Origin of the sequence: Flavihumibacter rivuli, assembly GCF_018595685.2 — a bacterium.
In the GTDB taxonomy this organism is placed as follows: domain Bacteria; phylum Bacteroidota; class Bacteroidia; order Chitinophagales; family Chitinophagaceae; genus Flavihumibacter; species Flavihumibacter rivuli.
The window spans coordinates 1366525-1386170 of sequence record NZ_CP092334.1; the positions used below are offsets into that span (position 1 = coordinate 1366525).

At 48.7% G+C, this 19646-nt stretch carries 20 protein-coding genes; 16 read left to right on the plus strand and 4 right to left on the minus strand.

Annotated features, from left to right (window positions below):
* Positions 1-44 precede the first annotated feature (44 nt).
* From KJS94_RS06050 to KJS94_RS06075, 6 genes are all read left to right on the plus strand, one after another.
* Entirely contained in the window at positions 45-824 is a 780-nt protein-coding gene (locus KJS94_RS06050; RefSeq protein ID WP_214446414.1) for an RMD1 family protein, read from the plus strand.
* 122 nt (positions 825-946) lie between these two features.
* Entirely contained in the window at positions 947-1606 is a 660-nt protein-coding gene (locus KJS94_RS06055) for a DUF6891 domain-containing protein (protein WP_214446415.1), read from the plus strand.
* Between the two features lie 209 nt (positions 1607-1815).
* Entirely contained in the window at positions 1816-2040 is a 225-nt protein-coding gene (locus KJS94_RS06060) for a (4Fe-4S)-binding protein (RefSeq protein ID WP_214446416.1), read from the plus strand.
* A gap of 157 nt (positions 2041-2197) precedes the next feature.
* On the plus strand, positions 2198-2548 hold the full coding sequence (locus KJS94_RS06065; RefSeq protein ID WP_214446417.1) for a bleomycin resistance protein: 351 nt from the start codon (positions 2198-2200) through the stop codon (positions 2546-2548).
* A gap of 80 nt (positions 2549-2628) precedes the next feature.
* Entirely contained in the window at positions 2629-3336 is a 708-nt protein-coding gene (locus KJS94_RS06070; protein ID WP_214446418.1) for a hypothetical protein, read from the plus strand.
* A gap of 205 nt (positions 3337-3541) precedes the next feature.
* Positions 3542-3877 (plus strand): hypothetical protein, encoded by a 336-nt coding sequence (locus tag KJS94_RS06075; protein WP_214446419.1) that lies wholly within the window; start codon positions 3542-3544, stop codon positions 3875-3877.
* Between the two features lie 114 nt (positions 3878-3991).
* Here KJS94_RS06075 and katG read toward each other — a convergent pair whose 3' ends face one another.
* Entirely contained in the window at positions 3992-6214 is a 2223-nt protein-coding gene (katG, locus tag KJS94_RS06080; protein WP_214446420.1) for a catalase/peroxidase HPI, read from the minus strand.
* A gap of 218 nt (positions 6215-6432) precedes the next feature.
* Between katG and KJS94_RS06085 the strand changes: the two genes are divergently transcribed.
* The 3 genes from KJS94_RS06085 (at position 6433) to KJS94_RS06095 (ending at position 8509) form a co-directional block, all read left to right on the plus strand.
* Entirely contained in the window at positions 6433-6993 is a 561-nt protein-coding gene (locus tag KJS94_RS06085; RefSeq protein ID WP_214446421.1) for a hypothetical protein, read from the plus strand.
* Between the two features lie 189 nt (positions 6994-7182).
* Complete coding sequence (locus KJS94_RS06090) at positions 7183-7629, plus strand: DUF1572 family protein (protein WP_214446422.1); 447 nt, start codon at positions 7183-7185, stop codon at positions 7627-7629.
* Positions 7622-8509, plus strand: coding sequence for a DMT family transporter (locus tag KJS94_RS06095; protein WP_214446423.1), 888 nt, complete (start codon positions 7622-7624; stop codon positions 8507-8509). The genes KJS94_RS06090 and KJS94_RS06095 overlap by 8 nt, the downstream gene beginning before the upstream one ends.
* A 306-nt stretch (positions 8510-8815) precedes the next feature.
* On the opposite strand, the gene KJS94_RS06100 is transcribed toward KJS94_RS06095, so the two are convergent.
* On the minus strand, positions 8816-10120 hold the full coding sequence (locus tag KJS94_RS06100) for a vanadium-dependent haloperoxidase (protein ID WP_214446424.1): 1305 nt from the start codon (positions 10118-10120) through the stop codon (positions 8816-8818).
* A 459-nt stretch (positions 10121-10579) separates the two neighbouring features.
* On the opposite strand from KJS94_RS06100, the gene KJS94_RS06105 reads away from it, so the two are divergent.
* Positions 10580-10873, plus strand: a complete 294-nt coding sequence (locus tag KJS94_RS06105) for a hypothetical protein (RefSeq protein ID WP_214446425.1) — start codon at positions 10580-10582, stop codon at positions 10871-10873.
* Positions 10870-11385: a hypothetical protein gene (locus tag KJS94_RS06110; RefSeq protein ID WP_214446426.1), complete on the plus strand. Its 516-nt coding sequence runs from the start codon at positions 10870-10872 to the stop codon at positions 11383-11385. The genes KJS94_RS06105 and KJS94_RS06110 overlap by 4 nt, the downstream gene beginning before the upstream one ends.
* Before the next feature lie 119 nt (positions 11386-11504).
* Here the strand turns inward: KJS94_RS06110 and KJS94_RS06115 are convergent, their stop codons facing one another.
* Positions 11505-12887 carry a vanadium-dependent haloperoxidase gene (locus KJS94_RS06115; RefSeq protein WP_214446427.1) on the minus strand — a complete coding sequence of 461 codons (1383 nt, stop codon included), beginning with the start codon at positions 12885-12887 and terminating at the stop codon, positions 11505-11507.
* 93 nt (positions 12888-12980) lie between these two features.
* On the minus strand, positions 12981-13883 hold the full coding sequence (locus tag KJS94_RS06120) for a helix-turn-helix domain-containing protein (RefSeq protein ID WP_214446428.1): 903 nt from the start codon (positions 13881-13883) through the stop codon (positions 12981-12983).
* 79 nt (positions 13884-13962) lie between these two features.
* On the opposite strand from KJS94_RS06120, the gene KJS94_RS06125 reads away from it, so the two are divergent.
* The 5 genes from KJS94_RS06125 to KJS94_RS06145 all read left to right on the plus strand — a co-directional run bounded on the left by KJS94_RS06125 (position 13963) and on the right by KJS94_RS06145 (position 19583).
* On the plus strand, positions 13963-14235 hold the full coding sequence (locus tag KJS94_RS06125; RefSeq protein ID WP_214446429.1) for a DUF4242 domain-containing protein: 273 nt from the start codon (positions 13963-13965) through the stop codon (positions 14233-14235).
* 607 nt (positions 14236-14842) lie between these two features.
* Complete coding sequence (locus KJS94_RS06130; protein WP_214446430.1) at positions 14843-16558, plus strand: IlvD/Edd family dehydratase; 1716 nt, start codon at positions 14843-14845, stop codon at positions 16556-16558.
* A gap of 20 nt (positions 16559-16578) precedes the next feature.
* The gene (locus KJS94_RS06135; RefSeq protein WP_214446431.1) at positions 16579-17334 is read left to right on the plus strand and encodes an SDR family NAD(P)-dependent oxidoreductase; all 756 of its coding nucleotides are present in this window, start codon (positions 16579-16581) and stop codon (positions 17332-17334) included.
* A gap of 60 nt (positions 17335-17394) precedes the next feature.
* A complete protein-coding gene (locus KJS94_RS06140; protein WP_214446432.1) occupies positions 17395-18540 on the plus strand; it encodes a Gfo/Idh/MocA family protein in 1146 nt (381 codons plus the stop codon).
* Between the two features lie 164 nt (positions 18541-18704).
* Positions 18705-19583, plus strand: coding sequence for an SMP-30/gluconolactonase/LRE family protein (locus KJS94_RS06145; protein ID WP_214446433.1), 879 nt, complete (start codon positions 18705-18707; stop codon positions 19581-19583).
* Positions 19584-19646 lie beyond the last annotated feature (63 nt).

Sequence of the window (19646 nt, forward strand, 5' to 3'; positions counted from 1 at the left end):
CGATCCTTTACCGGTCACCCGCCGGGGGAAACGAAATACAGTGTATGTACAAAGTATTGGCCTTCCAGGTTGCAGACAGCATAGACATCAAAAACCTCAAGACTGCTTTTACCGGTGAGATCTACCATTCCGATTCGGATGAGGTATTGTACCGGATCGCAGAGGATAAGTTCATCTTTGTCATCAAATACGGAGTGGTCTCCTTCCTGAACCAGACAGAAGTGGAGATGTCAACCTTCCTGCAATTCATTGCCCCCTATTGCCGTTATCCGCTCGACAAGCGACTGAGTGAAGAGATCGATATTGATACCAATGCGGACAGGATCTATTTTGAATTCAATAAGGTGGGGATCCCCAGTGCCGACCCGGAAATGCTGCGGCTCATTATGATGCACGTATCGCAGTCGGTTGCCCTCGACCATTTTGAGCAACTGACCGACCAATTGATCGCAGAGGCCAATACCCATACCCAGACCCTGGAAGTAAAGGGAAAACTGGAATTGGGCGGCACCAACCTGAAACGCTATATTGGCAAGACCCTCAACCTAAAGAACCGGATCGCCGAGAACCTCTATATCTTCGACTCACCTGAAGAAACCTGGGAGGACGAGAACCTCAACAAGCTCGACCTTGGCCTCAAACGCACCTTCGATATCCAAGCCAGGTTCCGAACCATTGAGGAAGGGTTGGCCATTGTGAAAGAAAACCTCGAACTCTTCAAGGACCTCCTCCAAAACCGCAACAGCACTACGCTGGAATGGATCATCATCATCCTGATCGCGGTTGAAGTGATCAATCTTTTCCTGGAGAAGTTGATCAAATGACAATCCAAATAAATTTCCTGATCAGCCCAAATGCCAATACTACCTTACAATTAAAGGAAACAGAACAATGCAGGTGATTCAAAAACTAAGGATACTTACTAATCAATAAAAATAATCGATTCATGTCTCCCTCCATTAAAACCGAAGCCCTCGAACAGCTCGCCCTGGATATCCGGTTTGGTTTTGAACAGGAAGCCGAACTTTTTGACAGCATACGCGATATGTTCTATGATGTAGAAGATTTTGATGAAGACTGGCTAAGGAAAGTCATTGCAGAACAATACCAACAACACCAGGAAGAGAGCCTTGGCTGGAAAAGACCAACCGACTTCGACCGCCTGGCTAAAGCATTTGATGAATTGATAGCAGCCAGGATCGTTTGCCTTCACCATGCCGGTCATACCAGACAGGATGGCGTGGAAGATTGTATGGCAACCATTGATAACTTGAAGGAAATGGGGATCCATGCATTAGGGTATTGCTATTACCACTCACAAGACCTGGCCCGGGCCATTGACCCTAATATCAGGAATTTATACCTGGGTTTTGGCAGTACAAGCGAAAGGGAGAAGGATGATATTTCTATAGCCGACCTCGTAGTTGATACACTGAGGAAGCATGCTTTTGAAGTCAACTGGGCAGGCACTGCTGACCAGAGGATCGAGATTGTAAATATTAATTGGCAAAAGGTGCCAGACCATGAAAATTGGCGTTCAGAAAGGGTCATCCGCATCATGACAGGCGAAGGCAAGGGTAAGAAGCCTTTTTGGAAATTCTGGTAGACCTATTTGTCTTGATTAGTAGATTAAGCAAAATAATGCTGCAGGTAAAAATTATCACCACCTTTGAACAGGCTGTTTTGCTTGTTGCAACTAATTAAACAAGCGCCCCCTGTGGTAAATGATTCAATTGTGGTTGGAAGGTTATGTGAATCTCCTTTGCCGGTATTGTGGTAACTTTAAGGATATCTCCAAGTACAAAACCTTATTGTATGTCCGCTGAATCTGATAAAAGAGCCTATTCCAATGGCGAGATCACGGTGATCTGGCAGCCCCATTTATGCCAGCATTCCGGCAATTGTGTCCGTAACCTCGGTTCGGTTTTCCGGCCAAAGGAAAAACCCTGGATCCAGTTGGAACATGCCAGTAGCCAGGCGATCATTGAAGCGGTGGGAAAATGTCCCTCAGGTGCCTTGTCAATAAAGAAGGAAGAATAAGCTGGTAGCAGGAAAAGCGCCAGGAATAATTAAAGATTGAAGTATGAGTCAGACAATTTATGACCCGGAACTGACTTATCTAAATACGACCTTTTGATTCCGCTTCATTCACCAGTATATAGAACTAAACAGCCTTCATCTTAAAACCCGATCCTTTATGCTTACCCAGGTACATCCCAAACTACCTATGCGAGATTTAGCTGCTACCAAATCCTATTACCAGGACCAGCTCGGTTTTTCGGTGGCGGGCGAATATCCCGATTACCTGATCCTGGAAAAGGATGGGATCCAGCTGCATTTCTTTGCTTTCAGGGACCTCGACCCGTTGGAAAATTATGGCCAGGTCTATATCCGCACCAATGCTATTGAAGCGCTTTACCAATCCTTGCTGGACCGCAAGGTACCCATTCATCCCAATGGTCCGTTGCAAACCAAACCCTGGGGACAAAAGGAATTCGCGCTGCTGGACCCGGACCATAACTTACTGACCTTCGGGCAGGCTGTTTAAAGAAGAATAGGTAAGTAAGGAATCCAATATCGCAAACGGTCGATAAACTAGCGTTGACAAATAACCGAAATAGCCAGTCTATGTTTAAGCAACTTCTTCAACTTTTTTCCATCCTGCTGTTTGGGCAGCTAGCATTGGCGCAGCAAAGTCCAATACCCGAAGGGGCTTTCTACCATAAGGACCAGGAAGGTGAACACAGCCTCATCCTGCAGGATGGGTATTTCATGCATGCGGTTTACCTGGTGGACCAGAAGTCATTTAAGTACAGTGAAGGCGGTACCTACCAGGTGAAGGGGGATGCTCTAGTACAGCGACTGGAATTTTCCACCCGCGCACCGGAAACGGTCGGAAAAGAACGGAACTTTCAGCTGGACATCGACAAAAAGGGCATGACCTGGAAGCATGCAGGAGTCAGCACCCAATGGCAGCGGGTAGATGACGGCAATACCGGCCTGGCAGGCAACTGGCGTATCACGGGGCGGAAAGAAGGCGATAGTTTGCGGAGCATCCAGCCGGGTCCGCGCAAGACCCTCAAGATCCTGTCAGGTACCCGATTCCAATGGGCGGCCATCAATACAGCCACCCACGAATTCTTTGGTACGGGTGGCGGAACCTACACCTTTACCAATGGCACATATACCGAGTATATCGAATTCTTCTCCCGTGACGCTTCCCGTGTTGGCGCCAGCCTCAGTTTCAAGGGCGAGGTAATGGGCAAGGACTGGCACCATAGCGGGACCAGTTCAACTGGTAAGCCTATTTATGAGATCTGGTCGAGGGAGAAGTAGATATCATAATCGCTTCCCTTTGCGGACTCTGCATTATTGTTGTTTAAACCATCCTAGAATAACGGTAGCTCCAAAATCGTCCACCCCTCACTCACCATTCCAACCATCCCCTAAAAAACCGCTCCAATCCTTGCAATTCTTTAAAATTTATATTTACTTTGAAATACAAAGTGCTTTTAAAACCAACTCATTTCAAATAATCAATATGAAAATGCTCCAGCAACTCCTGACCTCCCTGCATCCTGCCACCCTGCTCAGGTATGCCATCATTGGCGCGGCCATTGGAATGGCTGTCATCTCTTTTTTCGTGCTGGGAGTGGATCACCCCAACCCCGAATGGCCGAGGTATTGGATGGCCCGTCCCCTGATCATCACCCCACTGGCCGGCGCTTTAGGCGGGTTCTTTTACGGAGCACTGGAATCCTTCCGCCAGCAAGGAGGAGTTATAAAGATCATGGCCATTACAGTTGGTCTGCTAGTGTTCCTTATCGTACTCTGGCTGGGAGTAGTACTGGGACTGGATGGAACGATGTGGAATTAAATGACTCCCTTCGCATTCTTTAAATGATCCTGCGGTCGGTTGCTTTACTTTCCCTTCCCCAAAAAAAATGGCCCCTCATCGGGGCCACTTCTATGATCAAAACCATCACCTTTTTTATGCGAGATCGAAACGGTCCAGGTTCATCACCTTAACCCAGGCAGCAACGAAATCCTTCACGAATTTCTCCTTGCCATCAGCGCATCCATATACTTCAGCGATCCCACGGAGTTCGGTATTGGAACCAAAGATCAGGTCGGCACGGGTAGCGGTCCATTTTACTGCACCTGTCTTCCTGTCGCGGCCTTCGAACTGCTGCTGGCTGTCGGAAGTAGCGCTCCAGGTAGTACCCATATCGAGGAGGTTCACAAAGAAATCGTTGGTCAACACACCAGGCTTGTTGGTAAATACACCATGCGCACTGTTATCGTAGTTGGCATTCAGCACACGCATACCACCCACCAGCGCCGTCATTTCAGGAGCAGTAAGGGTCAGCAACTGGGCCTTGTCCACCAGCATCTCTTCTGCGGTGGCAATAGCACGTGCAGAGCTATAGTTACGTAAACCATCAGCTGTTGGTTCCAGTACGGCAAAAGACTCTACATCGGTCTGTTCTGCAGAAGCATCTGCGCGACCAGGTGTGAATGGAACGGTTACGGTATGGCCGGCCAGCTTGGCTGCATGCTCAATGGCTGCAGCACCACCCAAAACGATCAGGTCGGCAAGGGATACTTTCTTGTTACCGGTTTGTGCCTTGTTGAAAGCAGACTGGATACCTTCCAACACACCCAATACCCTGGACAACTGGGCAGGGTTGTTCACTTCCCAATCCTTCTGGGGAGCAAGGCGGATACGGGCACCATTGGCACCACCGCGCTTGTCAGAGCCGCGGAAGGTAGAAGCAGATGCCCATGCCGTGGACACCAGTTCTGATACAGAAAGTCCGGAAGCCAGGATCTGTCCTTTCAGGGCAGCGATATCTTGCTCATTGATCAGTTCATGATCCACAGCCGGGATGGGATCCTGCCAGATCAGTTCTTCTGCAGGAACCTCAGGTCCCAGGTAACGGGCGCGAGGACCCATATCGCGGTGGGTCAGCTTGAACCATGCACGGGCAAAAGCATCAGCGAACTCCTCAGGGTTCTCATAGAAATGCCTGGAGATGGGCTCGTAAATGGGATCAATGCGCAGGGCCAGGTCAGTGGTCAGCATGGTGGGCGCATGACGCTTAGCAGCATCGTGTGCATCAGGTACAGTACCTGCTCCGGCTCCATCCTTGGGCTTCCACTGGTAGGCGCCGGCAGGACTCTTGGTCAGTTCCCACTCGTAGCCAAAGAGGTTTTCGAAGAAGTTATTACTCCATTGGGTTGGCGTGGTGGTCCAGGCACCTTCCAGGCCGCTGGTGATGGTATCACCGGCATTACCCTTTCCATAGGTATTCTTCCAGCCCATGCTCAACTCTTCGATACCCGCTGCAGCAGGCTCCTTACCAACATACTTGCCTGGGTCAGCAGCGCCGTGGGTCTTACCGAAAGTGTGTCCACCTGCGATCAGCGCAACCGTTTCATAATCGTCCATGGCCATGCGACCAAAGGTTTCGCGGATATCACGGGCAGCAGCCAGGGGGTCAGGCTTACCATTAGGACCTTCTGGGTTAACATAAATGAGACCCATCTGAACAGCAGCCAGGGGATTCTCCAGCTGGCGGTCGCCTGTATAGCGGTTGTCACCCAGCCATTCTTTCTCAGAACCCCAATACACATCTTCTTCCGGCTCCCACACATCTTCACGGCCACCGGCAAAACCGAAGGTCTTGAAGCCCATGGTTTCGAGGGCTACATTACCGGCCAGGATCATCAGGTCAGCCCAGCTCAATTTCTTACCATATTTCTGCTTTACAGGCCACAACAAGAGACGGGCCTTGTCGAGGTTGGCGTTATCAGGCCAGCTGTTCAGTGGCGCAAAGCGCTGGGTTCCTGTTCCGGCGCCACCGCGACCATCATGAATACGGTAAGTACCGGCACTATGCCAGGCCATACGAATGATAAAGGGACCATAATGGCCATAATCGGCAGGCCACCAATCCTGTGAATTGGTCATCAGTTCCGCAAGGTCTTTCTTCACTTCGTTCAAATCGAGGGACTGGAATTCCCTGGCATAGTTGAAATCCTTGTCCATGGGATTGGACAGTTCTGAATGCTGGCGAAGGATGTTCAATTTTAACTGGTTGGGCCACCAATCGCGGTTCCTTGTACCACCGCCGGCGGCTTGTTTCATTGACCCATTATGAAATGGGCATTTGCTCAGGTCACCTGAAGCTGCTTGTTGATGCTTATCCATATAGCAATTGTTTAACGTTTTAAGAGATGGAAAGCAAATTTATTAATGATTTCGCCAAAAGATTTATTTATTTATTTGATAAATAGATAGATAAAATCTATCAAATCCCCCACTTTTTCTGCGGGGAGAAAAAAGCACCCAGTCCTTAGGAGCGCCAAATTAATTCACTATCATTGTTAGGTCAACCTAACCTTTGAACAACCAACAACCCAATAGACATGCGTAAATTGATCCTATGCCTTCTCTTCTCCTTTTCCCTATTAACCGCTTCCAGCCAGGATTATAAAGAAGACCTGAAGCGCCAGTTCCTCAGGTATACCGAACACCTTTCAAAAAAAGAGTTCCCACAGGCGGTAGAGTACATCAACCCTGATATGTTCACCATTCTCCCTAAAGCCCAACTGATCAACGTAATGGAACAGGCCTTCAACAACAAGGAAGTAGCATTTGATTTCCAGCCCCCCTCCTTCCTGGCCATCAACGATAAACAGACCATCAAAGGAATCGACTATGTTAAGTTTGAATACACCAATATCATGGAAATGAAATACAAGTCAGGGGAAATTGCCCCAAAAGACAGTACCATGATGCTGGGCTTACTCCAGGGCCAATTTGGAGAAGAAAATGTGAGCTATAACACCCAAAAAGATAGTTACGCGGTCAAGGTATTCAAGAAGGTGATCGCCAATTCAAAGGACACGAAGAACTGGAAGTTCCTGGTGATCGAAGAAAGGCAAAAGCCCTTACTCGAGAAGATCATTCCTAAAGAGTTATTGTAATTGACAGCGAAGAACCCAATGGATGCAGTCCATAGAACACCCGCTGCATCTATATAATACCCGCGACCATTGATCTTCATCCTGATCAATGGCCGCTTATATTACATTAGTACCAAAGGGGAAATACCCTATTCAAGGTTAGCCCCTTCCAAAACTATTCCAGTAACTTTCCGCCCTTAATTTAAGACTATGCTTCTTCCCATATTAAGGCAATTATTTGAAAGGGACCTGAACAGGCTCTATAAAGAAATGGAATCCTATACCCATGAACCTTCCCTCTGGGTGACAGATAAACAGATCGCCAACTCTGGCGGTAACCTATGCCTGCATCTCGTTGGCAACCTCAATACCTATATTGGTGTTCACCTGGGGAGCTCTTCCTATGTTCGTAACCGTGAGTTGGAATTCTCCAACAAGCATGTTCCCCGCAGCCAGCTGCTGGATATGATCATTCAAACAAAGGATGTGGTGGACAATACCCTTGCCGGAATGAAGGAAGAAGACCTTCAGGAAGATTATCCTATCATCATCTGGGAAAGCAAGACCAGTAAGGGATATGTATTGGTACACCTCGCCACCCACCTTGCTTACCACCTGGGACAGATCAATTACCACAGGAGATTACTAGATGCCTGACGCCATCGGACTTTTCCTGGCCATCAGCCTTCGGATCCTGGTGAATCCGCTGGCTAATGTGATCCAGAAACAACTCACGGTTGAACGCAACCATCCCCTGGTGGTGAACTTCCTTACGTATTTTTTTCTTTCCATCCCTTGCCTGTTATGGTTGCTGTTGACGGAAAAAAGGGAACTACCTTTCGACTTCTGGCTGTATGCAATATTGGGAGGCCTTGTAGGCGGACTGGGGAACGGTTTCCTGGTCAAGGCACTGCAAAAGGGCGACCTATCAGTATTGGGACCAATTAATGCCTATAAGTCAGTAGTAGGGATCATCACGGGCATCCTCCTGCTCGGTGAATTCCCCAATACCTGGGGACTGGCAGGCATAGCCCTGATCATTTATGGCAGCTATTTCGTGCTGGACACCACCGAGGAAAGGTTCAGCTGGTCCCTGCTCAAACAACCTGCCATCCAATACCGGATCGGGGCGATGGTGCTCACGGCAGTAGAAGCCGTGTTCGTGAAGAAAGTGATCCAGGCTTCCGATACCAATATGGCCATGGTAAGCTGGTGTTGTTTTGGTGGCCTTTTCTCACTGGTTTTCCTTTTGTCCAACAGGATAAACCTGAAAGCTTCGATCAGGCGATTGGGCGCAAATGATTACCGACAATTCTTCTTTCTGGTGCTCTGCATCGGCCTCATGCAATACACCACCAACTATGCATTCGACCATATGCCGGTTGGCTATGTATTGTCACTCTTCCAGCTCTCTGCCATCGTCAGCGTTTGGCTTGGACATAAGATATTCCAGGAAAAAGATATCCGCAAAAAGCTGCTGGGTTCCATCATTATGATCATTGGCTCGGTATTGATCATCCTGATGAAAGACCAGTAATACCGCTACAATAGCATTGCCTAAAATATTAGCCAGGTCTGCCCTTAAACCCAATGAACCGGGAACAGCCCATCTGAATGGTTAAAGAAAATGGCCTGCCTTCGCTGAAGCCATGGCGGACGAGATAGGAAGAGGTGGAATGCAAAACGTCCAGCAGGAAGGTAACGCAAAGGAAACCCAATCATTTAGTCGGGGGATATCCTTTGCGTTACCACAAATCACCATTGGCAGCGCCACAACCTTACCCTCCCAATGAACCCCCACAGAACAAACAATTCCGCTTCATACTGCCATTACCTTTCCTGATCAGAACGGCAATTTCAATACCTCAGCACCCACTTTCTTACCCAGGTCATAACCCGTATGCACAGAGGAAAGGTAATGTATGCCGGCTATGAACCTGCTATAACCCGAAGACCTTCCATATTCATCGATAGACTTATATTCAAATGAACCATAGAGCTCATTATGGGTCTGATCAGTAAATGCATAACTGGTTCCAAAATCATTCTCGAGAATAGGAACGACTGCACCGCTGATCAGCGAATGGGCTGATGGATACTCAGGATGTGGAGGTGTAACGACAACAGTATTCCAGTTGGTATGACCCATTACGTTGCGGATATAGGTAATAGGCCTGACGAGATTGTACTTGTATTTCATCCTGAACACCAGCACTGTTGCATCGAACATGGCCATCCCATGCCGGGCATATAAAACAGCAGCGGTTGGCAAATCCTTGTTCTCCTTCCTGATCAGGGAGGTCAATACCTTGGTCATATGGGCAGGGCCATTGTAATTGATAGGCAGGTCAGCCCAGGTCCTTATCAAAAGCGTATCGCGTAAGGTAAGTTTTTTTGATTGCTGGTAAACAGAATCCACCATGGCATAAAATACGGAACCCGGCTTTTCATCATAAGGGATTGAAAAATCCTTGTCTAACATATCTGCAATACCGGGAACAAAAGACCTGCTTTCCCCCCAATAGGGTACAACTGCTGGCGCGAATGCAGGAGGTGTTGGAACCCACTTGCCCGGACCAGGAGGCGCTGAAAATGGCGGCCAGGTGTCCAATACCTTATCGGATTTACTCCATTCAAATATGGCCTCGGCCACCCGCACACCAAAATCAATGGCATTACCAATTCCAACTGTATCGTCACCCGATCTCAATTCGTTTAACTGGGCATTCTCCAGACTGTCGATCCTTGCCCTATTGGCATCGCTGGCGGCCGCAAAATACCGCCGGAAGCTATGCGCCAACGCCGCATTGGCTGCAGCAGGCCAATAATACCGCTTGCCCGGATCGGGTTCAACCGATTGGCCGGAAAGCCTGGAAAAGACCCTTCCCAATACCACTTCAGCCGGGGCAATGGACTCAAAAAGCGCCAAACCTGAATAACCCATGGTGCGGGCCACCATACCCGGCCCGAAACCAGGAGTGACCCTGGACAAGTCTGCCCCAAGGTCAAACCATTTTGTCGCAAGAGTGGAGGGATAGCCAGTGATGTCTCCATCATTATCAACAACAGGATCATCGTCATTGCAAGACATTGATCCAACCACAATTAAAGAGGCTATAAGGCATAGCCAAACAGGATGCTTTCTCATAAAACAAGGTTTGAGGTGAAGATTTAAAAAAGGCAGGGTAAGATTCCCTTAGTCATCGCAGGGACTGATACAAATATCGCGGGGAAAAGGATTCGTGGCTGGTACGAATTCGACAATTTGGGTCTAATTAGATCGGAAAATCAGGCAGTTGAAATATTGAGCAGCCGCTCTATAAAACGATTACATGTCGGGGCTCTTCCTGGTTGCAAGGCAATGTCTATTTAAAGTGAGAAAAAACAAATAATTAATCAAATAGCACTGAAGGCAACCATAGTACTGAACTGGCAAAAGGGCGATATTTAGCCATGAGTTTTTACCACTGGTTGATTCCAAACCAAAGTCATAATTTTATTCATCGGAATATGAGGAATCACTACTTTCCCAATTAATCCGGTCGCTTCAATTTCAATGATCCACCATCCACTACTCAAGGGTTGTCAGATCGTAAAAACAGTCAATATGCAAAAACTACTGCTGCCACTGATCCTTTCCTGTATCCTGTGCCTTCCCGTCAGTGGTTTCCTGTATGGATTCGTCAAATGCCCGGACTGCTCCTTTTCATTGGGCGGCATCCTCGGACGTTTTTTCATTGGTGCAGTCCATGCGGTCCTGGCAGTCCTTCAAATGGGTGTCATTTGGGATAATGAAGGCGGCACCAGCAGTACCAATATCTGGCCGCTTACCATCGGTGTGTTTGTTGTGCTATTTATTGTAATTTTCTGGAGAATGAACAGAAATTCCCTGAAACGATGAACGCCATTCTTTCTTTCCTTTTACTCACCTGCTTCCCGTTTTTCAGCTTCGCACAGCTCAACCTTGCCCCAATCCCTAATACCGCCACTCCTGAAGAGATCACCCTTCGTTTCCTGGATGACTATGCCAAATGGAATGCAGACGCCATTCGGATGACCGAGAAAGAGGATTGCCATCAGTTTGACATGATAGAAGAAACCTATCACCAACTGGTGATGCATTATTGCCTTCCGGGAAGGACCTATTCCGGTGCCTCCTATGGCAGCGATCCCCTACACTCCCCTTCATTTGAAAAGATCAAGTCCACCAGCCTTAAATCTAATACAGCAGTGGTGACCACTATGGCTACCAACCCAAAGCAACCCGGCAATGGCGATACTTATGAATATCATTATATAAGGGTAGATAACAGATGGTGGCTGGAAGAGATCTACCTGTTGGATAGGGAGGGGAAATACAAACATTTCAATTTTCAGGTAAAAAAGTCAAGGTCCACGGAAGAGAATCAATAGAACAACAAGGCAACCATTATTGACCGGGCTCCAGGAACCGCGGCCAGATAACAGGAACACCTCAATGAAAGCTCCTGTATCCAGCCACGGTTGTATGTTCAGGTCAAAGGCCAGGGGCATTATTGTTCTGCCAATCCATGTTCATAAACATAATCCCCCAATTGGTAACCGGTCTTTTGCCCTTCATCAACAGCCTTTCGGAAGTGATACCCAATATATATCCTTGAAAGGGAATTATCCCTGATAGCGGTTGCCATACTGGAATATGACCTCGGGGTTGGCCAATAGCCACTATTGGTGGTAAAAGGCAAACGATCCGTTCCAAAAAAACGCATCAGCACCCTGCCGGCCGCAGCACCTGTAAGGGCATGGGCCGATGAATATTCGCCTACTGCCGGAGTCAGTAATACCGGTGTCCAATTTGGATCACCTGAAGTATTGGGATTACCATCACTTTCCCCCAGGCGAATGGCGGAAATAGGACGCCAGTAATTGTAGTGGATCTTGGTATCAAATACATTAATGTATCCATCGGCGATGGCCATATGCACCAGCGCCAACAACCTCGCAGTTTTCCAGGCATCCATGCTTTTTCCAGGGCGTTTAAGGATAATATCCCTGGTGATCGAATTCCAACCCCTGGAAGAATTCTCTGCCCAGAAAACACCGATCTCGGATTGTTCCGGACTACGGGCAGTACTGTTCAGTGACCCATAATCCTTCACTTCATTGTAATCATTGGTGTACTCATCGCTATTGATGGCATAAGGCGGTCCGGGCCTGAAATAATCACCGGAAGGAATGACCCAGGTCTGTTGCAGGTGAAACCCGGCTAAAGCAAAAGTATTGAAAGGGGGAAGGTAGCGGTACTCGCCTGGTTCATCTCCATTGGGCGGGGCTGTGGGATAGTTTAGGTTAAGAAAAGGGGCATCTGCACTACGCTTGGCCAGCAATGCAGCGGCAACTGCTTTACCCAGGGCGATCCCCCTTGTTTTGGCATCACCATCAGGGATGGCGGCCAGGGTACCCGAGAGCAGGTTGGTAAAAGGCTGGAATCCTGCTCCCTGTGGACCGATCTGTTTGAGAACATCATGTACGGCCTGCGCTACCGCCGCATCCGGATCGGCGTCCTTATCGCGTTGGTGGTAGGCATAGGTAGCATACTTTGGCTTGATATTGTTGAGTGCATCATGCATGGCAACATGGTACATGGCAAAGAACCTTGAAATGATAGGCGGTGGAAATCCAACACCAACAGGATAGGTATAGGCTGTTTGAATGGCATTATTCCAGGCCATCACTACATCAGGGGAGTGCCAGCCATTATTGTCCTTTTGGGCAATGGCCTGCACTTCTTCAGGCGTTACCAGTGGCTCTGCAGGCTTTTGGCAGGCAGTACCCATAATCATAAATCCGATGACCAAAAAAGAGACCATGAATAAATTATTGAATGGGAACTGGCACTTCTTCGGCCCTTTCCCATAATGCATCTTAACTTGCATAAGATTAGTTTGAGGTGTTCTACAATGGGGTTAACCTTCATGTAAAATTCCCCAAACGCTCATTCCCCTATTGGTACGAAAACGACATTCTTTTCATCGTTTCCTCAATCCCAATAACCTGCCGGGAGCATTATCATCCTCCTTGAAATACCTTGGAGGGGTGGTACCGGCGAAAGCGATAAAATCCTTAGCCAGGTGCTGGTAATCAGTGTAACCTGCATCAATGGCAATCCTTAACCAATCCCATTCCGGTTGCTGTTGTTTCAGCGTATAGGCGTAATGGAATCTCGCTATCCGCTGGTATGACCTTGGGCACAAACCGGTATATTCAATGAACCGCCTTTCAAACTGGCGATAGGACAAACAGGCATCTGAAGCAATTTGCTCAATTCCTGTACCGGAGGGATCGGCTACCATCCTACCGATCAGTTGGGCCATGGGCAATTTTGCTCCCACCAACCTTTCGTTCATAAAACAGTGGAGAAAATCATCTACCATTGCGATTAGGGTCGGATAATCTTCAACCGACTGCAACTTTTCATTGATAGTTCGAAAGCAGTTACCAAAAACCTCATCGGCATTAAGGTGCTGGTCAACCATTTCCCTCATGCCCATGCCACCCAGGCAATGCAGGATACCAGGATTCAAAATAACCGTTATGAGCATGAATTCCTCTGAAACATAACGATCATATCTATGCGAAAAAAGGGCTGAAATGGCTGTATCCTTTTTCACCAATGAACTGTCATTGGATGGGTCTTTCATGGTTTCAAAGCCCCGGGGATAAAAATGCAGATAGGGAAAGGGACTGGCTGGAAAAGGCTTGAATGGAAGATTGGAAAGGCCATTGAACCGGAAATGCCTGAGTTCATAGCGTTGCACAAAAGCTGCAGTGCGGGCTGTTGGTTGATAGTGTTTATAGATCATTTCAGGTGTACAAGGATTGGTTTCAACAAACAACAGGACCTGGTGGTGTGCCTTCCGGCCCGACGCCATCCGAAAAAATTAATTCCCTCAGGATTACAAACTGTGCCGGTAAAAGGGTTAATTTCCATATATAATAAAATTACAAAATATGCCGAAATATGTCATCGAAAGGGAAGTCCCCGGGGCAGGCAAACTAAGCGCCGAACAACTGAAGGCCATCTCCCAAACCTCTTGCGGTGTGTTGTCCGGTATGGGCCCTCAGATCCAATGGGTTCAGAGTTATGTTACCGGCGACAAGATCTACTGTGTGTACATTGCCGAGAACAAGGAGCAAGTGCTGGAGCATGCTCAGAAGGGAGGCTTCCCAGCCAATGCAGTAAATGAGGTGGCTGCCATAATTGACCCCACTACAGCGGAGTAATATTTTTTTGACGCACCCACATCTATTTTAACCCAATCGGGTTCTCCCGAAGGGGACCCCGATGTGTAAAAGGCGAAATATGTATGCATCCAACAGCTAAGCTCATCTTCCAACTACCAGTTGGCCATAAGACACAACGGGGGCGGGTATAAGTGATCTGCGCCGTTGATTGTAACAATACAATTATATTCTGCGCCGCTGTTGTGTGTTATCACCAACAGCTCCTAAAGTCAACCTTTATCAACGTGCTTGCTGATATGAAACTATAACACCTCAACGGGCGCGGTCGTAGAGGACCCCGCTGGAACTCCATCCTACTATTCATCAGGGTCCCCTGCGGGAGACCCTGCTGAGGTGAAGATATGGGTAAACGGTTGCCCCTTCAGGAACCCCGATGGGATTCAACAATATTCGCGTTGGCGAATGCCATCATCTTCCTAATCAATGTTTGGCGGAGTGTTGGTGTAGGCAGGTCTTCACGTCTCCACACCTCGCCCGCCGGAGCTTTAGCGCAGGCGGGTACCCACATCTCCACATCTTCTCATTTCCACATCTTCTCATCTTCTTATATTTATCTTCCAATCGATTGCCCTAATCATCGCCATATATGCAGGACAAACCCCTACGCAGCCGCAACTGGTTCGGCAAGACAGGTAAGGATGGATTTATTTACCGTGCCTGGATGAAGAACCAGGGAATACCCCCCGACGCTTTCGACGGCAGGCCCGTTATCGGCATCTGTAATACCTGGTCGGAACTCACCCCTTGCAATGCCCATTTCCGCGAATTGGCTGAATCTGTAAAGCATGGCATCTATGAAGCCGGCGGATTCCCTGTTGAATTCCCCGTAATGTCGCTTGGCGAAACCCTGATCAAACCCACTGCCATGCTTTACCGAAACCTCGTTAGCATGGATGTGGAAGAATCCATCCGCGCCAATCCACTCGATGGTGTGGTGTTGCTCTGCGGCTGCGATAAGACCACCCCTTCCCTGGTCATGGGTGCCTGCAGCGTCAATATCCCCACCATTGTGGTATCGGGCGGTGCCATGCTAACGGGCAAGTTCAGGGGCAGGGATATCGGCACCAGTGATATCTGGCGCTTCAGTGAAGCCGTTCGTTCCGGCTCCATGAGCCAGGCTGAACTGGAACTGGCAGAAGCAGGCATGTGCCGCAGCAAGGGACATTGCGCCGTAATGGGTACGGCCTCCACCATGGCTGCCATGGTAGAATCATTGGGACTCTCCTTACCCGGCAATGCCGCCATACCAGCCGCTGACTCCAGGCGAAAGGTACTCGCACAATTATCCGGAAGGCGGATAGTGGAAATGGTAAAAGAAGACCTGAAACTATCGGAGATCCTTACACGAAAATCTTTTGAGAATGCCATCATGGTCAATGCAGCTATCGGTGGCTCTACCAATTTCATCATTCACTTGCTGGCCATCGCCGGAAGGATCGGGGTGCCATTGGAACTGCAGGACTTCGACCGTTTCTCCAGGGATATCCCACTCATTGCTAACCTGCAACCATCAGGACAATACTTTATGGAAGACCTTTATTATGCAGGTGGGCTTCCGGCAGTAATGAAGGAACTGGAAGGCAGGTTACATGCCGACTGCATTACAGCCAACGGAAAAACATTAGGAGCAAATAATGCCAACGCCGAATGCTTTGACCGCGACGTGATCGCCACCTTAAGCCATCCCTTCAAAGCCAGCAGTGGTGTGGCCGTGCTGAACGGAAACCTTTGTGAACACGGAGCCGTGATCAAACCATCGGCGGCCAGTGAACACCTGCTTTACCATAAAGGAAAAGCCGTGGTCTTTGAAAACATTGATGACTATAAAGCAAGGATCGATGACCCCGACCTGGGGGTAGATGAAAACTCGGTGCTCGTCCTGAAGAATGTTGGCCCTAAAGGATATCCAGGAATGCCGGAGGTTGGGAACATGGGCTTACCGGCTAAACTCCTGGCCAAAGGCATTACAGACATGGTCAGGATCTCCGATGGCCGGATGAGCGGTACCGGGTTTGGCACAGTAATCCTGCATGCCTCACCGGAAGCCGCACTGGGAGGCAATTTCGCTGTTGTCAGGACCGGCGATACAATTGAATTGGATGTGGCTAGCCGTTCCCTGCAACTATTGGTAAGCGAGGAAGAACTCAAGCGTCGCAAGGCTGAATGGCAACCATCCATCACCGTGAGTGACCGCGGTTATACCAGTCTTTACCAGCATCATGTTGAACAGGCCCACCTTGGCGCCGACCTGGATTTCCTGAAAGGCGGCTCGGGTTCAGCTGTCAATAAAGATTCTCATTAACTTGTTAACAGGAAGCAACCATGGACTTCGATAAAAAAGTAGCTATCGTTACCGGGGCGGGACAGGGTATCGGCCTGGAGATCTGTAGGCAATTGGCCCGGCAGGGTGCAAGGGTCATTCTCAACGACCTGGATGAAACCCTATGCAACCAAGCCGCGGATTTGATCACCGGGGAAGGCGGGACCTGTATGGCGATGGCCGGTGATTCCAGTGACCAGGCCTTGATTGACCGAATGGTAAACTTTGCCGTTAGTAGCTATGGTCAGCTTGATATTGCCATCGGCAATGCAGGTATCACCCTTTATGGGGATTTCTTTACTTATACCCGCGAGGCTTTCGACCGGGTAATGAACGTAAACCTGGCAGGAACATTTTTCCTGGCACAAGCAGCAGCCAACCAAATGAAGCAGCAAGCCGGTGGGGGCTCCCTCCTCTTCACCTCCTCCGTTACAGGACACCAGGCCCATAAGAACCTGGCAGCCTATGGCATGAGCAAAGCGGCACTCGAAATGCTGGCAAGAAACCTGGTGATAGAGCTCTCACGGTACCGCATAACCGTAAATACCATAGCTCCAGGGGCAACCATGACGGAACGGACAATGGAAGACAAGGATTATGCAGTCACCTGGTCAAAGCTGACCCCGATGGGCAGGCCAGCCACCGTTACCGATATAGCCAATGCTGCCTTATTCCTTGTATCAGAAAAAGCCAGGCATATCACCGGCCAGAGCCTGGTGGTGGACGGTGGCTGGACCAGTATCAGTCCCAACCCATAGAATTTGATTCCATTGTCAAAAAGAAAAACATAAGCATACATCACAACAAAACACACTGTTATGGCAAGAAAAATAAGAATGGGCATGGTTGGCGGCGGCAGGGGCGCATTCATTGGTGGCGTACACCGGATCGCAGCAGCAATGGACGGGGAAATAGAATTGGTCTGTGGGGCCTTTAGTTCTTCCCCCGAAAAATCGATCGCATCCGGTCAGGACCTGATGCTGGACCCTGATAGGTGTTATGCCGACTTTAAGGAGATGATCAAAAAAGAAAAGAAACGTAAGGATAGAATGGATGTGGTATCGATCGTTACCCCCAACCATATGCATTTCGAACCCGCAAAGCTGGCATTGGAAAATGGCTACCATGTGATCTGCGATAAGCCTGTTACTTTTACCTTGCAGGAAGCCAAAAAACTGAAAGACATCATCCAGAAAACTGGCCTCACTTTTGCATTGACGCATAACTACACCGGCTATCCGATGGTGAAGGAAGCCAGGCAACTGATCCGTAATGGCGCGTTGGGAAAGATCCGCAAAGTGGTGGTAGAATACCCACAGGGATGGCTCTCCTTCCCCATTGAAAAGCAGGGCTCCAAACAGGCAGAGTGGCGCGTTGATCCAAGCAAATCGGGAGTAGCAGGCGCCGTTGGTGACCTCGGCACCCATGCGGAAAACCTGGCTGAATTTGTGACCGGTTTGAGGATTACGGAACTTTGCGCCGATCTGAGTTCAGTAGTGGAAGGAAGGGTATTGGACGATGATGCCAATATCCTGCTGCATTTCGATAATGGCGCCAAGGGCATCCTGCATTGCAGCCAGATCTGCAATGGCGACCTGAATGGACTCAATATCCGCGTTTACGGGGAACTGGGAAGTTTACATTGGCGCCAGGAAACCCCTCAATATTTGCACCATAAGAGCATTGATGGGCATAAGATCTACCAACCCAATGTTGGTAAGTTGTCCGATGAAGCCAATGCGAATACCCGTATCCCCTTTGGCCATCCCGAAGGTTACCTGGAAGCCTTCGCCAACATTTACCGCAATTTCGCAAGGACCGTACGTAAGCGCATGAATGGCGAAGAACCTACCGCACTGGACCTCGATTTCCCCACCATCGATGATGGTATCCGTGGTATGCAGTTCATTGAAACAGTTATTGCCAGCGGCAAGCAATGCAAGTGGACAAAATTTAAATCCTAGGCTTAAACTATGGGAAAACCTTCCGCGCAGAAATCAGCCTACAGGCTGTTTGATCTGGAAGTTGAAACCATGGGTCATTTGAATATTATGCTTTTTATATTTTGATTTCAACACGCTACCCCCTTGCCTGGGGGTAGTGCCCTTTTTTAACAATCCTTCTCATTATGCCAGCGCCATATGAAATTGTTTACGATCACACCTGTCTCTTAGGCGAGGGACCCGTTTGGGACGACCAGCGGCAAAGCATTATTTGGGTGGATATCCTCAACGGGCACATTCATGAATACCATGAACCAACCCAAACACATCAAAGCTACGATAGCCATGATATGGTAGGCACGGTCGGACTGACCAGGGACGGTAACTTCATTGCAGCACTCAGTAATGGCATAGTGCTGATGGACAGGAAGAACGGAAGAATCCAACCGGTCGCACATCCCGAATCTACGCTTATTGGTAATCGTTATAATGACGGCAAACCGGACCCTTCCGGTCGCTTCTGGGTGGGCAGCATGTCGCTGAAAGAAGAAAAAGGGGCAGGAAGCCTGTACAGGATCGACCACGATCATAGCGTTCATCGTATGATCAATAAGGTGAGTATTTCCAATGGACTGGCGTGGGATGTTGAGAGGAATTTGTTCTATTATATAGATACACTTACCTCTGTGGTCATGGCCTACGACTATGATCCCGCTACCGGGGATATCAGCCGGCCAAGGGTGGTCATCCGGATCCCGGAAAAGGAAGGATATCCGGATGGGATGACCATAGACAGCGAAGGCAAGCTATGGATCGCACACTGGGCTGGTTGGAAGGTAAGTCGCTGGGATCCCTTTTCCGGCAGGCAACTGCAAAGCTTCTCCCTGCCTGCTGCCAAAATAACTTCCTGCTGCTTCGGGGGACAGGGACTATCTGACCTTTACATTACCTCAGCCCGCAAGGGATTATCAGCTGAACAAATCGAGCAACAACCGCATGCCGGCGCCCTATTTGTGATCCGCAATTGCGGGAGTAAAGGATTTGCCCCATTCCGTTATCATTAAACAGGTATCTACCTGACCATAATCATGTGGAAGGGAATGATTCATATATATCTTTAGCCAGGT

Bases quoted from the DNA above. Each gene is read 5' to 3' on its own strand.
- KJS94_RS06065 (WP_214446417.1), top strand. From the start codon at position 2,198: ATGCTTACCCAGGTACATCCCAAACTACCTATGCGAGATTTAGCTGCT.
- KJS94_RS06105 (WP_214446425.1), top strand. From the start codon at position 10,580: ATGCAAAAACTACTGCTGCCACTGATCCTTTCCTGTATCCTGTGCCTT.
- KJS94_RS06050 (WP_214446414.1), top strand. From the start codon at position 45: ATGTACAAAGTATTGGCCTTCCAGGTTGCAGACAGCATAGACATCAAA.
- KJS94_RS06145 (WP_214446433.1), top strand. From the start codon at position 18,705: ATGCCAGCGCCATATGAAATTGTTTACGATCACACCTGTCTCTTAGGC.
- KJS94_RS06095 (WP_214446423.1), top strand. From the start codon at position 7,622: ATGCCTGACGCCATCGGACTTTTCCTGGCCATCAGCCTTCGGATCCTG.
- KJS94_RS06110 (WP_214446426.1), top strand. From the start codon at position 10,870: ATGAACGCCATTCTTTCTTTCCTTTTACTCACCTGCTTCCCGTTTTTC.
- katG (WP_214446420.1), bottom strand. From the start codon at position 6,214: ATGGATAAGCATCAACAAGCAGCTTCAGGTGACCTGAGCAAATGCCCA.
- KJS94_RS06055 (WP_214446415.1), top strand. From the start codon at position 947: ATGTCTCCCTCCATTAAAACCGAAGCCCTCGAACAGCTCGCCCTGGAT.
- KJS94_RS06060 (WP_214446416.1), top strand. From the start codon at position 1,816: ATGTCCGCTGAATCTGATAAAAGAGCCTATTCCAATGGCGAGATCACG.
- KJS94_RS06100 (WP_214446424.1), bottom strand. From the start codon at position 10,120: ATGAGAAAGCATCCTGTTTGGCTATGCCTTATAGCCTCTTTAATTGTG.
- KJS94_RS06130 (WP_214446430.1), top strand. From the start codon at position 14,843: ATGCAGGACAAACCCCTACGCAGCCGCAACTGGTTCGGCAAGACAGGT.
- KJS94_RS06075 (WP_214446419.1), top strand. From the start codon at position 3,542: ATGAAAATGCTCCAGCAACTCCTGACCTCCCTGCATCCTGCCACCCTG.
- KJS94_RS06115 (WP_214446427.1), bottom strand. From the start codon at position 12,887: ATGCAAGTTAAGATGCATTATGGGAAAGGGCCGAAGAAGTGCCAGTTC.
- KJS94_RS06140 (WP_214446432.1), top strand. From the start codon at position 17,395: ATGGCAAGAAAAATAAGAATGGGCATGGTTGGCGGCGGCAGGGGCGCA.
- KJS94_RS06085 (WP_214446421.1), top strand. From the start codon at position 6,433: ATGCGTAAATTGATCCTATGCCTTCTCTTCTCCTTTTCCCTATTAACC.
- KJS94_RS06125 (WP_214446429.1), top strand. From the start codon at position 13,963: ATGCCGAAATATGTCATCGAAAGGGAAGTCCCCGGGGCAGGCAAACTA.
- KJS94_RS06120 (WP_214446428.1), bottom strand. From the start codon at position 13,883: ATGGCGTCGGGCCGGAAGGCACACCACCAGGTCCTGTTGTTTGTTGAA.
- KJS94_RS06090 (WP_214446422.1), top strand. From the start codon at position 7,183: ATGCTTCTTCCCATATTAAGGCAATTATTTGAAAGGGACCTGAACAGG.
- KJS94_RS06070 (WP_214446418.1), top strand. From the start codon at position 2,629: ATGTTTAAGCAACTTCTTCAACTTTTTTCCATCCTGCTGTTTGGGCAG.
- KJS94_RS06135 (WP_214446431.1), top strand. From the start codon at position 16,579: ATGGACTTCGATAAAAAAGTAGCTATCGTTACCGGGGCGGGACAGGGT.